This is a genomic window from Pseudomonas cremoricolorata (assembly GCF_000759535.1).
Classification (GTDB): domain Bacteria; phylum Pseudomonadota; class Gammaproteobacteria; order Pseudomonadales; family Pseudomonadaceae; genus Aquipseudomonas; species Aquipseudomonas cremoricolorata_A.
In genome coordinates this window covers 4,682,354-4,700,183 of sequence record NZ_CP009455.1, presented here as the reverse complement: position 1 = coordinate 4,700,183, position 17,830 = coordinate 4,682,354, and the positions used below count along the sequence as shown (strand labels likewise).

General features: G+C 61.6%; 17 protein-coding genes. 12 read left to right on the top strand and 5 right to left on the bottom strand.

Annotated features, from left to right (window positions below):
- Nucleotides 1-6: 6 nt before the first annotated feature.
- Nucleotides 7-795 carry a TenA family transcriptional regulator gene (locus tag LK03_RS21165; protein WP_038414881.1) on the top strand — a complete coding sequence of 263 codons (789 nt, stop codon included), beginning with the start codon at nt 7-9 and terminating at the stop codon, nt 793-795.
- 13 nt (nt 796-808) lie between these two features.
- Here the strand turns inward: LK03_RS21165 and LK03_RS21160 are convergent, their stop codons facing one another.
- Nucleotides 809-1,666, bottom strand: coding sequence for a DUF6279 family lipoprotein (locus LK03_RS21160; RefSeq protein ID WP_038414477.1), 858 nt, complete (start codon nt 1,664-1,666; stop codon nt 809-811).
- Nucleotides 1,667-1,800: 134 nt separating this feature from the next.
- On the opposite strand from LK03_RS21160, the gene LK03_RS21155 reads away from it, so the two are divergent.
- The gene (locus tag LK03_RS21155; protein ID WP_038414476.1) at nt 1,801-2,637 is read left to right on the top strand and encodes a CvfB family protein; all 837 of its coding nucleotides are present in this window, start codon (nt 1,801-1,803) and stop codon (nt 2,635-2,637) included.
- Nucleotide 2,638: 1 nt separating this feature from the next.
- Here LK03_RS21155 and LK03_RS21150 read toward each other — a convergent pair whose 3' ends face one another.
- Nucleotides 2,639-3,019: a hypothetical protein gene (locus tag LK03_RS21150; RefSeq protein WP_038414475.1), complete on the bottom strand. Its 381-nt coding sequence runs from the start codon at nt 3,017-3,019 to the stop codon at nt 2,639-2,641.
- 193 nt (nt 3,020-3,212) lie between these two features.
- On the opposite strand from LK03_RS21150, the gene LK03_RS22105 reads away from it, so the two are divergent.
- Both LK03_RS22105 and LK03_RS21145 read left to right on the top strand, forming a co-directional pair.
- Nucleotides 3,213-3,389 carry a CsbD family protein gene (locus tag LK03_RS22105; RefSeq protein ID WP_081951657.1) on the top strand — a complete coding sequence of 59 codons (177 nt, stop codon included), beginning with the start codon at nt 3,213-3,215 and terminating at the stop codon, nt 3,387-3,389.
- A gap of 177 nt (nt 3,390-3,566) precedes the next feature.
- Entirely contained in the window at nt 3,567-4,547 is a 981-nt protein-coding gene (locus tag LK03_RS21145; RefSeq protein WP_038414474.1) for a YihY/virulence factor BrkB family protein, read from the top strand.
- Nucleotides 4,548-4,574: 27 nt separating this feature from the next.
- Here the strand turns inward: LK03_RS21145 and LK03_RS21140 are convergent, their stop codons facing one another.
- Both LK03_RS21140 and LK03_RS21135 read right to left on the bottom strand, forming a co-directional pair.
- A complete protein-coding gene (locus LK03_RS21140) occupies nt 4,575-5,012 on the bottom strand; it encodes a GNAT family N-acetyltransferase (RefSeq protein WP_049870590.1) in 438 nt (145 codons plus the stop codon).
- Between the two features lie 11 nt (nt 5,013-5,023).
- Nucleotides 5,024-5,335, bottom strand: a complete 312-nt coding sequence (locus LK03_RS21135; protein WP_038414472.1) for a DUF962 domain-containing protein — start codon at nt 5,333-5,335, stop codon at nt 5,024-5,026.
- A gap of 126 nt (nt 5,336-5,461) precedes the next feature.
- On the opposite strand from LK03_RS21135, the gene LK03_RS21130 reads away from it, so the two are divergent.
- Nucleotides 5,462-6,502 carry an AraC family transcriptional regulator gene (locus tag LK03_RS21130; RefSeq protein ID WP_038414471.1) on the top strand — a complete coding sequence of 347 codons (1,041 nt, stop codon included), beginning with the start codon at nt 5,462-5,464 and terminating at the stop codon, nt 6,500-6,502.
- Here LK03_RS21130 and LK03_RS21125 read toward each other — a convergent pair.
- Nucleotides 6,459-7,913 carry a TrkH family potassium uptake protein gene (locus tag LK03_RS21125; protein WP_038414470.1) on the bottom strand — a complete coding sequence of 485 codons (1,455 nt, stop codon included), beginning with the start codon at nt 7,911-7,913 and terminating at the stop codon, nt 6,459-6,461. The genes LK03_RS21130 and LK03_RS21125 overlap by 44 nt on opposite strands.
- Nucleotides 7,914-8,044: 131 nt before the next feature.
- Here LK03_RS21125 and LK03_RS21120 point away from each other — a divergent pair, with 131 nt between their 5' ends.
- From LK03_RS21120 to LK03_RS21090, 7 genes are all read left to right on the top strand, one after another.
- Nucleotides 8,045-8,602, top strand: coding sequence for an NAD(P)H nitroreductase (locus LK03_RS21120; protein ID WP_038414469.1), 558 nt, complete (start codon nt 8,045-8,047; stop codon nt 8,600-8,602).
- A 240-nt stretch (nt 8,603-8,842) separates the two neighbouring features.
- Nucleotides 8,843-9,391 (top strand): fimbrial protein, encoded by a 549-nt coding sequence (locus LK03_RS21115; protein ID WP_038414468.1) that lies wholly within the window; start codon nt 8,843-8,845, stop codon nt 9,389-9,391.
- A gap of 59 nt (nt 9,392-9,450) precedes the next feature.
- Nucleotides 9,451-10,224 carry a fimbrial biogenesis chaperone gene (locus LK03_RS21110; RefSeq protein ID WP_430962053.1) on the top strand — a complete coding sequence of 258 codons (774 nt, stop codon included), beginning with the start codon at nt 9,451-9,453 and terminating at the stop codon, nt 10,222-10,224.
- A complete protein-coding gene (locus tag LK03_RS21105) occupies nt 10,208-12,793 on the top strand; it encodes a fimbria/pilus outer membrane usher protein (RefSeq protein ID WP_081951656.1) in 2,586 nt (861 codons plus the stop codon). Before LK03_RS21110 ends, LK03_RS21105 begins: the two co-directional genes overlap by 17 nt.
- Entirely contained in the window at nt 12,793-14,142 is a 1,350-nt protein-coding gene (locus LK03_RS21100; protein WP_049870588.1) for a fimbrial protein, read from the top strand. Before LK03_RS21105 ends, LK03_RS21100 begins: the two co-directional genes overlap by 1 nt.
- Before the next feature lie 19 nt (nt 14,143-14,161).
- The gene (locus LK03_RS21095; protein ID WP_038414877.1) at nt 14,162-14,845 is read left to right on the top strand and encodes a fimbrial biogenesis chaperone; all 684 of its coding nucleotides are present in this window, start codon (nt 14,162-14,164) and stop codon (nt 14,843-14,845) included.
- Between the two features lie 74 nt (nt 14,846-14,919).
- Nucleotides 14,920-17,817: a hybrid sensor histidine kinase/response regulator gene (locus LK03_RS21090; protein ID WP_038414467.1), complete on the top strand. Its 2,898-nt coding sequence runs from the start codon at nt 14,920-14,922 to the stop codon at nt 17,815-17,817.
- The last annotated feature ends 13 nt before the right edge of the window (nt 17,818-17,830 follow it).

Below are 17,830 nucleotides of genomic sequence, written 5' to 3'. Positions count from 1 at the left end.
CTGAAAGTGATCGACGGATTCGTTCGGGTCGGGCCATTGATGGACCCTACCAGTTATCCAGTCTGGGCCCAGCAACTGCTCGAAGACTGCCGGGAAAGCAAGCGTCGTGTGGTCGAGCACGAGTTCTACCGGCGTTTGCGCGACGGCGGTCTGCGCGCGAGCACGGTGCGCCAGTTCCTTATCGGCGGCTGGCCGGTGGTCGAGCAGTTTTCCCTGTACATGGCGCACAACCTGGGCAAGACCCGCTACGGTCGTCACCCAGGGGAAGACCTGGCGCGGCGCTGGTTGATGCGCAATATTCGCGTCGAGCTCAACCATGCCGATTACTGGGTCAACTGGTGCCAGGCCCATGGCGTGAACCTGCACGACTTGCAGGAGCAGGAGGTACCCCCGCAGTTGCATGCGCTCAACGACTGGTGCTGGCGGGTCTGCACCACCGAGTCGCTGGCCGTGGCCATGGCTGCCACCAACTATGCCATCGAGGGCGCCACGGGCGAGTGGTCGGCGGTGGTTTGCGCCGATGGCGTGTATGCCGAGGGCTTCCCTGAAGAGCAGCGCAAGCGCGCCATGAAATGGCTGAAGATGCATGCCCAGTACGACGATGCCCATCCTTGGGAAGCGCTGGAAATCATCTGCACTCTGGTCGGCGAGCAGCCGACACAGGCGCTGCGCACGGAACTGCGCAAGGCCATCTGCAAGAGCTACGACTGCATGTTCCAGTTCCTGGAGTGCTGCATGCAGCTGGAGCAGCAGCAACCCGGGCGGGCCCGACCGGCGGCGCTGGCTGCCGGTTGAGGCGCCCCGGCGCTCAGGACTTCAGGCATTTGAGCTGGCTGAAGTCCTGGCGCACCTGGCCCAGCTTGTTCTGCAATTGTTGGCGCTGGGCCGGGGTGCTTTGCTGCACCAGATCGACGATCAGGCTGCGCGCCTCGCGCTCGGTGTTCTCGAAAGCGGCCTGATACTGCGGCGTCCACAGGCTTTCCTTGTGTTGCAGCAACTGTGCCACGAGGGCGGGGAAGTCAGCCCCCTGGCGGTCCTGCACCGCCCGTAGCAGTTGCTGCTGCCAGTGTTCACGGTTGGCGATCCATTGACTGTTCTGGTCACCCAGGGCCTGCGACCATTGTTTGACCCGCGCCCGCTGCGCCGGGTTTAGCGGCCCCAGCCACGGCTTCAGACGCTTTTGCATGCGTTGCGCGCGGCTTTGCACCTGTTCGGCCAGGGGCGTATCGACATATTCGGCCGTGCGTTCGCGAATGTCGTCGGCGAAGGCTTTGCGCATGTCTTCGACCTGGCTGTCGCTCATGCCCTGCAGCAGTTCCACGGCTGAAGGCGTCACGGCCTCACTGAGCCGGGCGATGGCTTCGCGCGCTTCGTCACTGCGTTGGCGCAGCTTCTGGTCGGTCACCTGATCGTCAGCGACCATCTGCCGCAGGCGATCGAGCCACTGCAGGTACCCCGGCAGTTGCGTCTGGCAGTGCCAGGACAGGTGCTGCTTGAGCCGCTCATCGAACCAGCGCTTTTGCTCGCGGTTCATGTTCAGGTAGCTGTCGAGCGACCACGGCACCAGCACGTCGAGGTTGCGGTAGGCCAGGTCGATGCGGGTGCACGCACTGCACAGCAGCAGCAACAACAGCGATACCAGTAGAGTGCGCAGGCGTTCAGGCATGGGGGCAATCCTTGCGATGGCTGACTTGGGCGGTAGAGGTGCTGGCCGCTCGCAGGTTCCGTGCAATGGCTGATTGGCGGCGGCCGGGGGTTGCGGTGCTAGAATGAGCGCCTTGTCTTGAGGATCAGCGAAAAATGGCTCTGCTTGGCCGCTTCAACAGCTTGCAAATCGTTAAACACACCGACTTTGGCCTGTACCTGGATGGCGGCGCGGACGGCGAGATCCTCCTGCCTCGGCGCTACATTCCCAAGGACACGCCCACGGAAGTGGAAGACTGGCTCAATGTCTTTCTCTACCTGGACAGCGAAGACAAGCTGATCGCCACCACCGAAAAGCCGAAAGTGCAGGTGGGTGAATTCGCCAGCCTCAAGGTCAAGGACATCAACGGCGCGGGGATCTTCCTCGACTGGGGCCTGCCCAAGGACCTGCTGATGCCCTACTCGGAAGAGTCGCGACCACTGAAGATCGGCGAGTACTGCGTAGTGCACGCCTACCTCGACAAACGCACCCGCCGCATCACCGCCACCGCGCGCCTGGATCGCTACCTGGACACCGCCCCGGCCAGTTACCAGGTCGGTCAGGCCGTGGAACTGCTGGTGGCCGGCGAAACCCCGATGGGTTTCAAGGCCATCATCAACAATCGTCACTGGGGCCTGATCCACAAGAACGAGGTGTTCAAGTTCCTCCGTTCGGGTATGCGCGAGCAGGGCTACATCAAGGAACTGCGCGGCGATGGCAAGATCGCCCTGAGCCTGCAGCCGGTCGGTCAGGCCCTGGCCGATGGTCTGCAGGAGCAGATCATGGCGCGCCTGGAGGCTGCAGGTGGCAGGTTGGAGGTCTGCGACAAGAGCGACCCTCAGCTGATCAGTCAATTGTTCAACGTCAGCAAGGGCAACTTCAAGAAAGCCATCGGCGCACTGTTCAAGCAGGGCCTGATCGTCATCCATGACGATCGCATCGAGAAGGTCTGACTCAGGACTGCACGAAACCGCTGAAGTCCAGTTGCTCGCCACCGGGGCGAGTGTCACGTAGCCGGGAGTCGCGATCGGCGCTCAGCGCCAGGCTGATGGTCGAACGACGCTTGCCCGGTTTGCGCACTTCCAGTTGCTCGAGGTGCGCACGCAGGTAGTTGATCGGCACCTTCAGGTGCTGCAGCGTGTCGTCTTCGGGGGTGTGCAACAGCAGATTGACCCAGTCAGGCTGGCCTTTGCGCAACAGCGCCACAGGCACTTCGAACCACCAGAGGTTGCGTTTGCCGTCGAGCATGGCGAACAGGGTGTTGTCGCGGGTCAGCACCGGGCGGGTCAGCTCGGCATTGCGGCGTTCGATGGCAGCGGGTTTATCGAGTTTCATGCATGTTCCTGCGGGTTGACGCTTCAAAAAGCCGGCATTGTGCGGGGCTGGCGCGGACGCGGCAAGCGGCGTTGCAACGGTCTGAAACAACCGCTCGCAAAGCGGGGCAAAAAAACATGAAACCTTTGCAAACGCGGCCAAGTCCACTGATTGTCGACACGGTGAGCGTGTCTTTATGTTCAGGAGATCTGCCATGAGCGGTACTGGTGACAAAATCAAAGGCACGGCGAACGAAGTTGCAGGCAAAGTCAAACAGGGCGTTGGCGAAGTGACCGGCAACGACAAGACCAAGGCTGAAGGCGTTGCCCAGGAAACCAAGGGCAAGGCGCAGAAAGTCGTCGGCGACGTCAAGGACGCCGTGAAGAAGTAAGCGTCGTAGTCTTCACTGAACAAGGGCCGCATCGCGGCCCTTGTTCGTATCTGTCCTAAAGCGGCGTAGCATTGGGCTGAGCACTTATAGCCTGCGCGCTGTCTATTGCCCTGTTACCTATTACCAGGCCATCCGGTGGGTCTGCCCCATGATGATCAAGCGACGAAAGGAGACGCTATGATTTTCCCCGTCCTGCAAGGCCTGCCTCTGCACCGCGTGCTGATTCGTACGGTCAATGAATTTCTCGACGACGAAATGCCGACCTACGCCTCGGCGTTGGCCTATCAGATGCTGTTCTCGCTGTTCCCCTTCCTGCTGTTCCTGATCGCCCTGATCGGTTTCCTGCACTTGCCGGACTTCTTCTCGTGGCTGCGCCTGCAAACCGAACTGGTGCTGCCGCCGCAGGCACTGGAGTCGATCAACCCGGTCATCGACCAGCTTCAGCAATCCAAAGGTGGCTTGCTCTCGGTGGGTATCGTCATCGCCCTGTGGACGGCCTCGGCCGGTGTGCGCTTGATGATGAGCGCGATGAACGCCGCCTATGACGTGCCCGAAGGACGGCCGATCTGGAAGCGTATTCCGCTGTCGATCTTCTACACTGTGGGGCTGGCGGGCATGTTGCTTGCCACTGCAGCGTTGATGGTGCTCGGGCCGCAGGTGATGGAATGGATTGCAGCACGTCTGGGCATTCAGGAGTTCATCGTCACGTTGTGGACCATTCTGCGCTGGCCGGTGATCATCCTGCTCATGATGATGGCCGTGGCGGTGATGTATTACGTCATGCCGGATGTGAAGCAGAAGTTTCGCTTCATTACCCCAGGTTCGGTACTGGCCGTGGTGGTGTGGATCATCGCATCGCTGGGCTTTGCCTATTACGTCAAGACCTTCGCAGACTACAACGCCATGTACGGCAGCATCGGGGCGATCATCGTGCTGTTGCTGTACTTCTACATTTCTTCCGCCGTGTTGCTGCTGGGTGCGGAAATGAATGCGGTGATCGAGCACATGTCGGCCGAAGGCAAGGACCCAGGCGAAAAGGACTTCGACGAAGGCAAGGACGCCGAGCACGTCACTGTGCTGGGCCATACCCGCAAGGTCGACGAAGAGGGCGATGCACACGCCGAGTCCGAAACCCAAGCGCCACGTCCGGCGCATTGAGCTAAGCCAGGGCTGTGACCGCGCCGGTCACAGCCCTGGGCGATGCAACGCTACCAGCGTCTTGCTGCGTTGGTAGCGTTGCAGCCGGTTGTTGAGCGCTTCGGGTAGCGCACATGCCGCAGCAAAGCCCATGCCTTCATAGAACCTCTGCAGATCGGGTGCACAGAATAGCCAGGTCGGACCTTGTCCGTGCGCCTGTGCAGCGTCGACCAGCGCCCTTGCGATACCTCGTCCACGGTGTGCAGGATCGACGAACAGCCCGGTTAGCCAATGACCATCGGCCACCGGCGCAAGGCTGAGTCCGGCAATGATCTGCGGCTTTCGCGCGACCCAGAGCTGCGCCTCACCTGATGGGCGCATGGCCGAACCGTGGATGCGATAGAACTGTTGCAGCAAGCGGCGGTGCGCCTGCGCGAGGGGTTCACAGCGGTACTGAGCCACTGCGCAGGAAGCGTGAAGCGTCATGGCATCGATGATTACAGGCTGACTTTGCCGCGCAGGATATCGCGGAACATCGCGAAGTCGGCGATCAGGCTATAAAAGGGATAGGTGAATGTGGCAGGGCGGTTCTTTTCGAAGAACAAGTGCCCGGCCCAGGCGAAGCCATAGCCTGCCAGGGGCACGGCCAGCAGAACTGCCCAGTTGCCACTGCCGATGGCGTAGGCGAGCAGGGCGATCACCAGCGTGGTGCCGACGAAGTGCAGGCGCCGACAGGTTCGGTCGCGGTGTTCGTCGAGGTAATACGGATAGAACTCTTTGAAGCTTTGAAAGCGTTTGGCCTTGTTCATCGGTGCACTCCTGGTCCATGCGGCAGGCGCCGAAAATTCAGTCTAGAGTCATTGTTCAAAGGGGCCAGTGACAATAAGCGCCAATTGAGTATCCTTTGCAATCATCGCAACCGCGGCCAGTAGCTTATGAGTGAAAGAACCACGTCGGCCAGTTGGGCTTCGGGCATCGTCAAGGCACTGGAGTTGGAAGGGCTGGACTGTCCGGCCATGTTTCGCACGCTGGGCCTGGATTTTACCGCCCTCGATGACCCCGATGCGCGCTTCGCGCAGGATGACATGACCCGCCTGTGGCAATTGGCGGTGGAGTTGTCGGGCAATACCGCCATTGGCCTGAACATGGCTCGGGTGGTACGTCCGGCCTCCTTCCACGTGGTCGGCTATGCGTTGATGTCCAGCCGGACTCTGGCCGAGGGGTTCGAGCGTCTGGTGCGTTATCAGCGCATCATCGCCGAAAGCTCCGACCTTACCTTCAGCCTTGGCGCACAGGGGTACGCGCTCAGGCTGACCGTGCACGGCGATCATCTGATCCCCACCCGGCACAGTGCCGAAGCGTCGCTGGCCTGCGCCCTGGCCTTGTGCCGCTGGCTCAGCGGCCGACCGATCGAGCCGCGCCAGGTGCTGATACAAGGGGCGCAGCCCAAGGACATCGAGCCCTACAAGGCGGCGTTCCACGCCCCACTGGTGTTCGGGGCCGCCCACGATGCGCTGATCTTCGACCCTATCGACATGCAATTGCCGCTGCCCACCGCCAACGAGGCCATGGCCCTATTGCACGATCGCTTCGCCGGCGAGTACCTGGCGCGCTTTTCCGGCAGTCGCGTCACCCATAGGGTGCGCCAGGTGCTGTGTCGCATCCTGCCCCAAGGCGAACCGAAACGCGAAACCTTGGCCCAGGCCCTGCATCTGTCGCAGCGCACGCTGCAGAGGCGCTTGCAGGAGGAGGGCACCAGCTTCCAGGCGCTGCTCGACGACACCCGCCGCGAGCTGGCCGAGCAGTACCTGGCGCAACCCGGCACCACCTTGCTGGAAACGGCCTACCTGCTTGGCTTTGCCGATCCGAGCAACTTCTACCGGGCGTTCCGCCGCTGGTTCGACGTCACCCCCAGTGAATACCGCGCGCGGGTCAGTGACGCCAGAACGCCGGCATGCACAACACCAGCACGGTGATGATCTCCAGACGGCCCAGCAGCATGCCGCCGGCCAGAATCCACTTGGCGGCATCCGGCAGGCTGGCGTAGTTGCCCGCCGGGCCGATCACCTCACCCAGCCCCGGCCCGACCCCTGACACCGTACCAGCGGCGCCGGTCAGCGCAGTCATCCAGTCCACCCCCAGCAGCGACAGCAGCAGGGCGATGACGCAGATGGTGATGGCGAAGAAGAACGAAAAGGTCAGAATCGAGCGGACGATTTCTTCATCCAGACGGTGGCCGTTGTACTTCTGTTTGATCACCGCCCGCGGGTGGATCAGCTGATTGAGGTTGGCCTTGAGCAGAATGTAGGCCACCTGAAAGCGGAAAATCTTGATCCCGCCGGCAGTCGAGCCTGAGCAACCGCCGATGAAACCCAGGTAGAAGAACAGCATCAGCGAAAAGTTGCCCCACAGGCTGTAGTCGCCCAGGGCAAAGCCGGTGGTGGTGACCACCGAGGTGACGTTCAGCGCCACGTGGCGCAGGGCATCGAGCCAGTGCAGGTCGGTGGTGGCCCAGTACCAGGTACCGAGCACGATCCAGGTCGCCACCAGCAAGCCCAGCAAGCCCTGCACCTGCTGGTCACGCAGCAGCGCCCCACGATTGCCGCGCAAGGTCGCCACGTACAAGGTGAACGGCAGGCTGCCGCAGATCATCACCACCACCGCCACCCAGTGCACGGCCGGTATGTCCCATTTGGCCAGGGACAGGTCGGATGTGGAGAAGCCGCCGGTGGAGATCGCCGACATCGCATGGTTGATCCCATCGAACAGGCTCATGCCGGCCCACCAGAACGCCAGGCTGCCGAGCACGGTAATGCCGACGTACACCAGCACGATGGACTTGGCGACCATGTGCGAGCGCGGCATGACTTTCTCTGAGCGGTCGGAGGATTCGGTCTGGAACAGGCGCATGCCGCCGATACGCAGCAGCGGCAGAATGGCCACGGCCATGGCGATGAAGCCGATACCGCCCAGCCAGTGCAGCATCGAGCGCCACATGAGAATGCCCGGCGACAGATGGTCGAGACCGCTGAGCACCGTGGCGCCGGTGGCCGTGATGCCCGACATGCTTTCGAAGAAGGCGTTGGTGTAGCTGATGTGCTGGGTCAGCAGAAAGGGCAGTGCGGCGAAGATGCACACCACCACCCAGCTGCTGACCGTCAGCAGGTACATGTCGCGCGGGCGCAGGTGCACGTGTTCGGGTCTGCCCGGCAGCACCAGGGCCAGGCCCGCGCCGAAGGTGATCAGGCTCGACCAGAGAAACGAGGGCAGGTCTTCGGTACGCTCGAACAGCACCAGGGTGGCCATCGGCACAGTCATGCTGACCGCCAGGGTGATGAGGAAGATGCCGATGATGAAACCGAGGATGCGCAGGGTCGGCAACGCCATGTGATGTGCTCTGACTGGACGCGGAAAGGGCGCCATTCTACCTGCGGAGGAATCGAAGTAAACGGCGCCGCTGCACGTGGGCGGCGCATGGTGCAGAATGCCCCTACCTTTATCAGCCTGGAGGGTAGCCCGTGGAGGCTCTCGATGCTTTGCTCAACCGTGTGTCCGTGGCACGCCTGACCGACCCCGCCCCCAACGACGCCCAGCGCGAAGCGCTGTACCAGGCCGCGCTGCGCGCGCCTGACCACGGCCAACTGCGCCCCTGGCGCTTTCTGAGCATCGAAGGCAAGGGCCGCGACACCCTCGGTGCGTTGTTCGCCGAGGCCTTGCAGGCCAAAGGTGAAGAGCACCCGGCCAAACTCGAAAAGGCCCGCGCCATGCCGCTGCGCGCGCCGTTGCTGGTGGTGGTGATCGCCACCTTGCACGAGCACCCCAAAGTGCCGGCCTCCGAGCAACGCCTGGCCGCCGGCTGCGCCGCCCACGGCATGCTCATCGCCGCCCACGCCCAGGGCATTGGCGCGGTCTGGCGTACTGGCGAGCTGGCCTTCGACGAACACGTCAACCAAGGGCTGGGCCTGGCGGCCAACGAAGAAGTGATCGGCTACCTGTACCTCGGCACCCCGGTCAACGAACCGCGCCAGGCACCGGTGCTCGATACGGCCGATTTCGTTCAGGTGTGGGGTGAGTGAGGAGTAGTCGGCCGCGCTCACTCCTGCACCCGCCAAACACGACGGCCGCCAGCACTGCGGCGAAGTCGATCGGGGTCCGCTGGGTTAGCAGTGGGTCTCTGGTCAAGCCGCAGCGCCTCTGCACGGTTGGCGAGTTCAGTGATACGCAGCAGGTAGGGTTTTAAGACGTGTCTTAAAGCCAGCAAGGTAGGCGACATTCATTCTGTGTACTTGTTTCCAAACAACCACAGGAAGATTTGAATGAATGTTCGTAGCGCCATGTGGGCGATTGCTGCACTCGCGATTACACCCAATATTGCGTCTGCGGCCAGCACTATAAACTTTAATGGCGAGATTACGTCGCAAACCTGTTCGGCGGTGGTCAATGGCGTTGCCGAACCCACGGTGTTGCTCAACAGCGTTCCGGTGGGTGCTCTCAACGGGAATGCTGGCAGCGTTGCAGGCGAGACAACGTTCAGCCTGCGGCTCACCGGGTGCGTAGCCCCGGCGCAGAACGATCAGACATTTGAAGTGATCTTTCAGGCCATCAACCCGACCACCGCAGCGGGTAACCTGGCCAATGCCGCCACCGGCGGTGCCACGGGTGTAGCTTTGCAGATACTGGACAGGCCGGGTGGTACGCGATTGAACCTGGCAGGGAACGCAGTCGTCACAGCCGGCACTATCAGCCTGCCCGCTGGTCAGACTGCCGCCAGTGCCGACTACGCCGTTCGCTACGTGGCCGAAGAGTCGACCGTTACGGTCGGGCCTGTCCTCAGCTCCGTGACCTACACCGTGCGCTACGAATGATTCATGGCTGCCTTGAGGGTATGTGGCAGGCAGTCAGGCGCTGGAGTGCTCGATGCCCCATGGCCTTTGCCCGTTGTGTACAGATTCGCCGTATGCGCCGGTACACAGCGGTGCCCGTGGCACTGGTGTTGCTGATGGCGGGTGCGTGGTCGGTGCCGGCCAATGGCAGCGTGGTAGTCAACGGTACACGTGTCATCTATCCCGGCCAGGCTCGAGAGAAGACAGTGCGGCTAACCAACCAGGATCACTTCAGTAACGTGGTTCAGGCCTGGGTAGACATTGACGATCCGGTTTCGACACCTGAAACCGCCGATGCACCGTTCCTGGTAAATCCGGCGGTCTCGCGGCTGGCGTCTGGCAGTGGCCAGACGCTACGCATCATCTACACCGGCGAGGGGCTGCCACAAGATCGCGAATCCTTGTTTCACCTCAACATCCTGCAGATTCCGCCCCGCAATACCGCACATGCCGATCGTGATCAGGTGCTGTTGATGCTGCGTAACCGCCTGAAGGTGTTCTATCGCCCGGAAGGTGTTGCGGGAAACGCGGGCCAGTTGCCTGAAAAGCTGCAGTTCAGCCTGGCTCAGGTCGGAAGCGGCTGGCATGTAGAGGTGCATAACCCCACGGGCTTTTACGCCTCGTTCGGTTCTGCGACTTTGCAGGTCGGCAACCACCACCTAGCTCTGCAGCCGGCCATGGTCGAGCCGTTCGGAAAAGCTGAGTGGGCGCTTCCTGATCCTGGGCGGTTGCCGGATGGGGTAGTGCAACTGCGCGCACAACTGATCAACGACTACGGCGCCCAGGTAGGGATACTCCATGAACTGTCGCGTTAGGTGCCAGCATGCGCCCGCCGTGCTTGGCGCTGTCATGTTGCTTGCCAATGAGTTCGTCATTGGTGGCGAGGCTACCTATAGGTTTGACGATAGCCTGTTGCTGGGGTCAGGCCTGGCAGGCGGCAGCCTTGAGCGGTTCAATGACCGCAGCCAGGTCGACCCTGGCACCTATCTGGTCGATCTGTATCTCAATGGCCGCTACGTCAATCGACTCGAAGTGGTGTTTCGCAGCCGCAGCGCAGGTATAGAGCCGTGTTTCAACGAACGGTACCTGCGCGATGGCCTGGGGGTTCGTGGCGAACCTGACAATCAAACCGATGAGCAGGATGACTGTCCGCTCCTCAGTCAACGCCTGCCCAGTGCGTCCTTCAAGTTTGACAGTGCGCTACTGCGGCTGGACTTGACCATTCCCCAGGCATTGCTCGATCTCAAACCGCGTGGCTACATCAGCCCCAAGGAATGGGAGTCGGGCAGTAGCATGGCCTTCGCCAATTACGATGCCAACCTGTACCGCTCCCGCTACGCACTGGGTGATAACGCTGACTCAAGTTACGGGTACCTGGGCTTGAACAGCGGAATCAACGTGGGTCTTTGGCGCTTGCGCCATCAATCCAACTACAGCTATTCGAATTTCGGTGGTAACCGCCTGAGCAACTGGAACAGCGTCCGCACTTATGTTCAGCGCGCTCTGCCCCAGTGGCGTAGCGAGTTGACCTTGGGCGACAGCTACACCGAGGGGAACCTGTTTGGCAGCATCGGTTTTCGTGGTGCGCGGCTGGCGTCCGACGACCGCATGCTGCCCGACTCGCAGCGCCAATATGCGCCACAAGTGCGGGGTGTCGCGAGCAGCAGTGCACGGGTGGTGATCAGCCAGGACGGTCGGAAAATTCACGAAACTACCGTTGCCCCTGGGCCGTTCGTGATCGATGACCTGTATGGCACCGCCTACAACGGAGACCTCGATGTCCAGGTAATCGAGGCGGACGGCAGCATCGCGCAATTCACCGTGCCCTATGCTGCCGTACCCGACTCAATCCGCCCTGGGCACTCGCGCTACAGCGCAACGGTTGGCGACGTGCGTCAGAGTTATCGAGGCCACGGCACATTTGCAGAGCTTACTTACCAGCACGGCCTGAGCAACGCATTGTCCGCCAACCTTGGGGGGCGTGTGGCCGAAGGTTACCTGGCAGCGCTGGGCGGTGGTGTGGTGGCAACCCCATATGGTGCCTTCGGGCTCAACACCACGTTCTCCAGCGCAACAGTGGAAAACAACCAGCGTAGACAGGGCTGGCGGCTGGGTTTGAACTACAGCCGTACGTTCCAGGCAACTGATACCACGGTGACCTTGGCCGGTTACCGTTATTCGACGCAAGGCTATCGGGACCTGGCCGATGCCCTTGGCGCGCGTCGTAATGGCACGGATGAAGAACCCTGGGACTCAAGCACCTTCAAGCAACGCAATCAGCTTACCCTTATGCTCAATCAGAGCCTTGGTGACCATGGCAGCCTGTTTCTGAGTGGCTCCAGGAGTGACTACTACGATGGCAAAAGCAGGGACGTGCAACTGCAATTTGGCTATTCCAACACCTGGAGGCAGCTCAGCTACAGCCTGACCTACTCGCGGCAACGCACGATGTGGTTTCGGGAGACGGATAGCGATCGGCTACTGGTGCAGGAGCCTTGGCTCGCACGCTCCAGAAATCGCGATGACACCCTGACCCTCAGTCTGTCGATGCCGTTAGGTTCTTCAGGACGCGCACCCAGCATGAGCTCCATGCTCAGCCGTCGCTCAGGCGACACCCGCGGCAGCGCTATCCAGACGGGACTCAACGGCACCTTGGGTGACGAGGGCACCACCAGCTACGCCATCACGGCCGGTCGCGACAGCAGTGGGCGAGGCACGGACTGGAACGCCAACCTGCAAAGGCAGACCTCCCTTGCCACGCTCAGTGGGGGCTATTCGCAGGGCACAGACTACCGGCAGCTCAATGCAGGCGTGCGCGGTGCGGCAGTGCTGCACCGTGACGGGCTTACTCTTGGTCCTTATGTTGGCGATACCTTTGCCCTGGTTCAGGCCAAGGGGGCAGCAGGCGCAGCCATACGGGGTGGCCAAGGCGCTCGCGTCGACCGCACGGGTCACGCCCTGGTGCCCTCGCTTTCACCTTATCGCTACAACGCGGTGGGCCTGGACCCGGAGGGCATCAGCGACCTGGCCGAATTGGTGGAAACGGAACGCAAGGTGGCGCCGTACGCAGGCGCAGCTGTGCGTGTGGTGTTCAAAACCCTGGCCGGGCAGGCATTGCTGGTGCGTGCCAGCATGGCCGATGGAACCTCGTTGCCATTGGGCGCCGATGTCGTCGATGAAAAGGGCACCGCGATCGGTTTGGTCGGGCAGGGCGGGCAGGTGTATGCACGTGCTGAAGCGGACAAGGGGAAGCTGCATGTGCGCTGGGGTGATCGCGCCGAGGATGGCTGCTGGCTCCCCTATGACCTGGCTGTGCAGGCCACCCGCACTGGCCACGGCCTGGTCTTGCTTGACGGGGTTTGTATGCCTACCAAGGAGCAGTGATGAAACGAGCGACCAGGTTTTTGACAGTGTTTGCCATCATGGTTTCGCCGGCTGCCATGGCCACATGCTACAAAGTAACCTCGGTAGGCCGGCCCAACACTACGGCTAACTGGCAGATTCGCCCGGGCGAAGGTGTTGCCAGTTCATGGCTGGGGGCATGCGGTACCTGCAACGGGTCGCTTGGCCTGCCAAGCGTGATCAACGTCAGCGACCCCAGCTTTCAGCCTTACCCAACGCTGCTGGCGAGCGCTGTGGTGCCATTCACTCAGTATGGCTCAGTGGCCGGTTACGACCCGGAGCACGTCCTGTTTCGCTGTGAGGCGCAAGATGAGGTGTATGAAATGTTCTCGACCAATGGCAACAACCTCTACAGCGGTTGGTACCGGGGCGGGGACAGTGTCGGAAACGCCATTGGCCTGCAACATGCCTACAGTACCGCATGGCCAAACGTGCTGCTTCGCCTTACCCATCTTGATACCGGGCAGTACATTACCTCTGTCTGGAATGAGCGACGGTTGAGCGGCCTGGATCGCGATTCCAGAGGCTACCAATTGCTCAAGGCCAAGAACCTGAGCGCGGTGCGCGCGGAGTTGTTCAGTGCGCCCTTTGATCGCAGGTTCAGCTACTACAGACCCACTGATGCTTCTCGACCGTACACGTATGCACAGCCAGCTGCCTATATCGCCATCAAGGGACCGGGCATTGGTTCCCCGAGAGCAGGCGGGCCGCACTTTGGTAACTATCGCGGCTGGTTCAGAAACTGGCCCGGTGCACTGGGCCTGTACAACAGGGTAACGCTCAAGCGCTACCCAACCTGCGCAGTGACCAGTGTCACCTCCCATGTGACCTTCGCGCCCATTTCAGAGGATGAACTCAATGCCGGTGCCAGCCGCGAGGTGCCGTTCGAAGTGGCTTTCAAGTGCCAGCAGAATGCGGAATCCTCAACGGCCCTCAATGCGACCGCGCTGGGCTTAAAGGTCTCGCCGGGTTCACTGGCTGCTTCCTCTGCGCTTGGTTTGATGAACGCAGAGGGTGGCTCGTCGTACTTGCTTTCTGACCGTTATGGTCAGCCTGGGATTGCAGAGGGGGTTGGCATCCGCATATTGCGCTCCGGCGCACCCATCAACCTGCTGGCCAATGAGGATTCTGCCGGCGGGGTGGCCTCGAACTCGCGTGGCTGGTACCCGGTCGTGGGGGCCGGCTCCAACCTGGCAGGCAGCCTGGACGGTGTTGCCCAGTACAGTGAGATCTTTCACGCTCGGCTTGAGAAGCTTCAGGGCCCCAGGCAGCCCGCTGTAACGGGCGGGCGTGTGGAGGCGACGGCGCAAGTGGTGATACGTGTTCAGTAGTGGCCTGCGCGTTGTACTGATGATCGCCACGATGATGGCTGGAATGAATGCCGTGGCCGGCGTCACCGCCGAGCGAACACGGGTGATTTTCCAAGGCGCTCAGCGTGAGGCGTCATTGGCGTTGGTCAACCAGAACACTTACCCGGTCATGGTGCAGGCCTGGGTGGATGACGGGGAATTGGGGTCCAGCCCCGATACCGTCGCACCCGTCTTGCCCCTACCGCCACTGTTCCGCTTGGCACCAGGTCAGCAACGCAGCTTGCGCCTGCTGTATAGCGGTGAAGCCCTGCCGGCGGACCGGGAGTCGATGTACTGGCTCAACCTCTATGAAATACCTCCCCAGCCCAGCGAGTTGCCTGCCGAAGGTGAAACCCGACTCACCATTACATTGCGCACGCAGATGAAAGTTATCCTGCGCCCGGAGGGGCTTGCTGGCAGTGCTGGCGATGCCGTGTGGCGCCTGAAGGCCAGCAGCGAGCGTCGCGGGTTGACGATGACCAATCCCACCCCCTATTTCATCAGTCTGTCCAGCGTAGAGGCGCGCCAAGGCCAGGTGTCTGTCGGCCTGAGGGCCGATACCTTGGCCCCTTTTTCAACCACGGTGCTCGTGGGTGACAGGCCTGTGGAAACAGGTGCTGACGTGCGCTTCTCGTGGTTGGACGATGATGGCAATGCCCAGCAAGCGACCGTGGTGGTTCACTGACCGTGCCCCATGCCCTTCTGCTCATTGGCTGAGCTGGCCTTCTGCTCCCCAGACTACCTGCGACGATCCTGAACATGAAACATGCCAGCCTTCGGATGGACAAGCTTGCCCGAAGCTCCCAGCGCCTGAACAAGACCTTGCTGCTGCTCAGCGGGCTGCTGATGCTGTTGTCCAGCACCTGCTACTGGGCGGTTTCGCGGCTGCTGGAATCAGAGCAGCAGCGCCTGGAACTGCATTTCGCCCGCGTAGTGGAAATCATCAATGAACATGAGGTATTCCTGCGCGACGTGGTCACCAGCAACCGCCAGTCTGCATTCTCTCTTGCACAGCTGGCGCATCCGGTTTCGGTGGTGGAATCGCTCCCGATTCCGGGGCGTACGCTGCTCAAGGCCCGAGGGCTTGAGATGTCGTTGGCATTCTCGCTTGCCTACAGTAGCGGTTATACCGCTGCAGATGTGCGGCGCGCGCTGGCACTGGGGGTGGAGCTCACCGATTATTACGGCGGTTTCTGGGCCCGCTCCTTCTATGCCTCCCCGCAGGTATTCGTCCTGGCGCCCGGCAGGGCGAGCCTGGCTATTCCGTACGCAGGCGACCAGCGCCAGCACCTGCCTTTGCTGCCTCAGCATTACATGGCTGCGGTGGACCGCTTGGGGCAACTGATGGCCACCCCAGGCTTGCTCGCCGATCAACGCGTGCACTGGCTGCGGTCCCCGGCGCCGCTCTACGATGACAACCTGCGAATCGTCGCCATGATTCGTTTCGACGCGGACTATACCTTGCATCCCGCCGGCACTCCCCAGCAGCCGCTGGCCTTGGCGGCAGTGATGGACACCGAACAAATCGATGAATTCGAGCGGGTGTTGCGCCTGTCGGTGTACAACCAATTCACCTTGATTTCACCCGAAGGCGATGTGCTGATGGGGGAACTGGGCGTTGACGACGCGGCCCCCTTGGGCCTGAGTTTCAATGGCGATGGCCTGCGCTTCAAGATGAAGGCAGCAGAGGGCAGGCCTTGGACGGGCCTGTATGCGATCACCTACCAGAACTTCCTGCGTTACGCCAAGTGGCCGTTGCTGGGCCTGGGGCTCACCTTCATTGCCGCGATCATCCTCGGCTTGTGGATCGACCACTGGTTCAAGTCGCGCATCGTCGTACCCGCCCAGCGCGCTCAGGACCGGCTTGCCGAAAACGAGGCGTTCAACCGTATCATTCTGCACAACGCCCCGGTCGGTCTCTGCGTCGTGCGCCGGTATGACCGGCAGTTGTTGCTGGAAAACGAACGCGCTGTGCAGTGGGGGATTGCTTCGGCCGTGACCCACGTGCTGGCGCAACATCACGGCGATCAGGCCCCCGGCGAAATGTGCCTGCTGGTGGAAGGGCATTACCTGCAAGCGGTAGTCGTCGCTTCGCGCTACGACGGCCAGGATGTCTTTCTGTGTGGCTGCAACGATGTCACCCGGCACGTCGATGAAAACCAGTTACTGAATCAGGCGCGCCGGCAAGCCACGGCCGCCAATGAAGCAAAAACCGTGTTCCTGGCGACCATGAGCCATGAAATACGCACACCTTTGTACGGCGTGCTGGGCAACCTGGAACTGCTCTCGCTGACTGATCTGGGCGAGCGTCAGCGCCACTACCTGGAAATCATCGAAAGTTCGTGTGCGGTGCTGTTCCAGCTGATCAGCAATGTGCTGGATGTCAGCAAGATCGAATCCGGGCAGATGGCGCTGGAGCAAGTACCTTTTGATCCTCACCAGCTGGTGGAGGATGCAGTGGCCAGTTTCACGGCCACGGCCCATAACAAAGGTTTGCAGATCGACTCGGAAATCGACCCGGCCATGCCCGCCCTCGTGGAGGGGGACGCCGGGCGGATACGCCAGGTGCTGAACAACTTGCTGGGCAACGCCATCAAGTTCACCGACTGCGGGCGTGTACGCCTGCGCCTGACGGTCCAGGAGCGTGCCGGTGACAGTGTGCTGGTGCAATGGCAGGTCACCGATACCGGGAAAGGTATTCCCGAGAAAGCGATTGAACACTTGTTCAAGCCGTTCTATCAGGTAAGTGGAGGTGAAGAGGGCGGTGGTGCAGGGCTGGGGCTTTCCATCTGCTCAAGGCTGAGCGAGCTGATGGGTGGAAGCATGCGTGTGGTGAGCGAGCTGGGGCTGGGCAGCAGCCTCTCGCTGATCGTTCGCCTGCCTGTCGTGGAAAGCTCCCGTGCAGTGACACCGGCCCAATTTGTGCCGTCATATACCCAGGTGCCTTCTCTGGACGTGCGCGTACTGGTAGCTGAGGACAACCCCGTCAGCCAGGCCGTCATGGCCGAGCAACTGACGGCGCTGGGCGCTCACCCCACGGTGGTAAGTGATGGCCAGCAGGCGCTCGATGCGTGGTCCGCGCAGGCTTTCGACCTGGTAATCACTGACATCAACATGCCCCGGCTCAATGGCTATGCGTTCACACGCGCCCTGCGCGAAAAAGGCGTGTCGGTCCCGATCATCGGCATCACCGCCAATGCGCTGCGTGAAGAAGGTGAGCGCTGCCTGGCCGCTGGGATGAATGCCTGGCTGGTGAAGCCTTTGAGCCTCGGGGGACTGCGCCAGGCGCTGATTTCCCAGTGTCGGCGTGCGGCCGGTCAGGGTGCTGCCGTCCCAGAAGAGGACGAAGACCGTAGCGGCTGGATCGAGCTTTCGGACCCCATGCGTCAGCTACTCGCAGAAACGTTGCTGGCAGACGTGGCGCAAATCGAGCAGGGCCTGGCCCACGGCGATGCCGCGTTGGTGCAGCAACGGTTGCACAGCCTCTGTGGTGCGTTGGCGAGCGTGCATGCCAAGGGCCTGTATGAGGTCTGCCAGCGCGTGGAAGAGGCCCTTCACGAGGCACCCATGAAAGGTCTGCTGGCCGAACAAGTTCGCGCATTGTGCACTCGTCTCGGCGTAGTTGCGCAGTGTCTGCTGGACGATTTTTCCGGGTGAATGCTGCCCGACG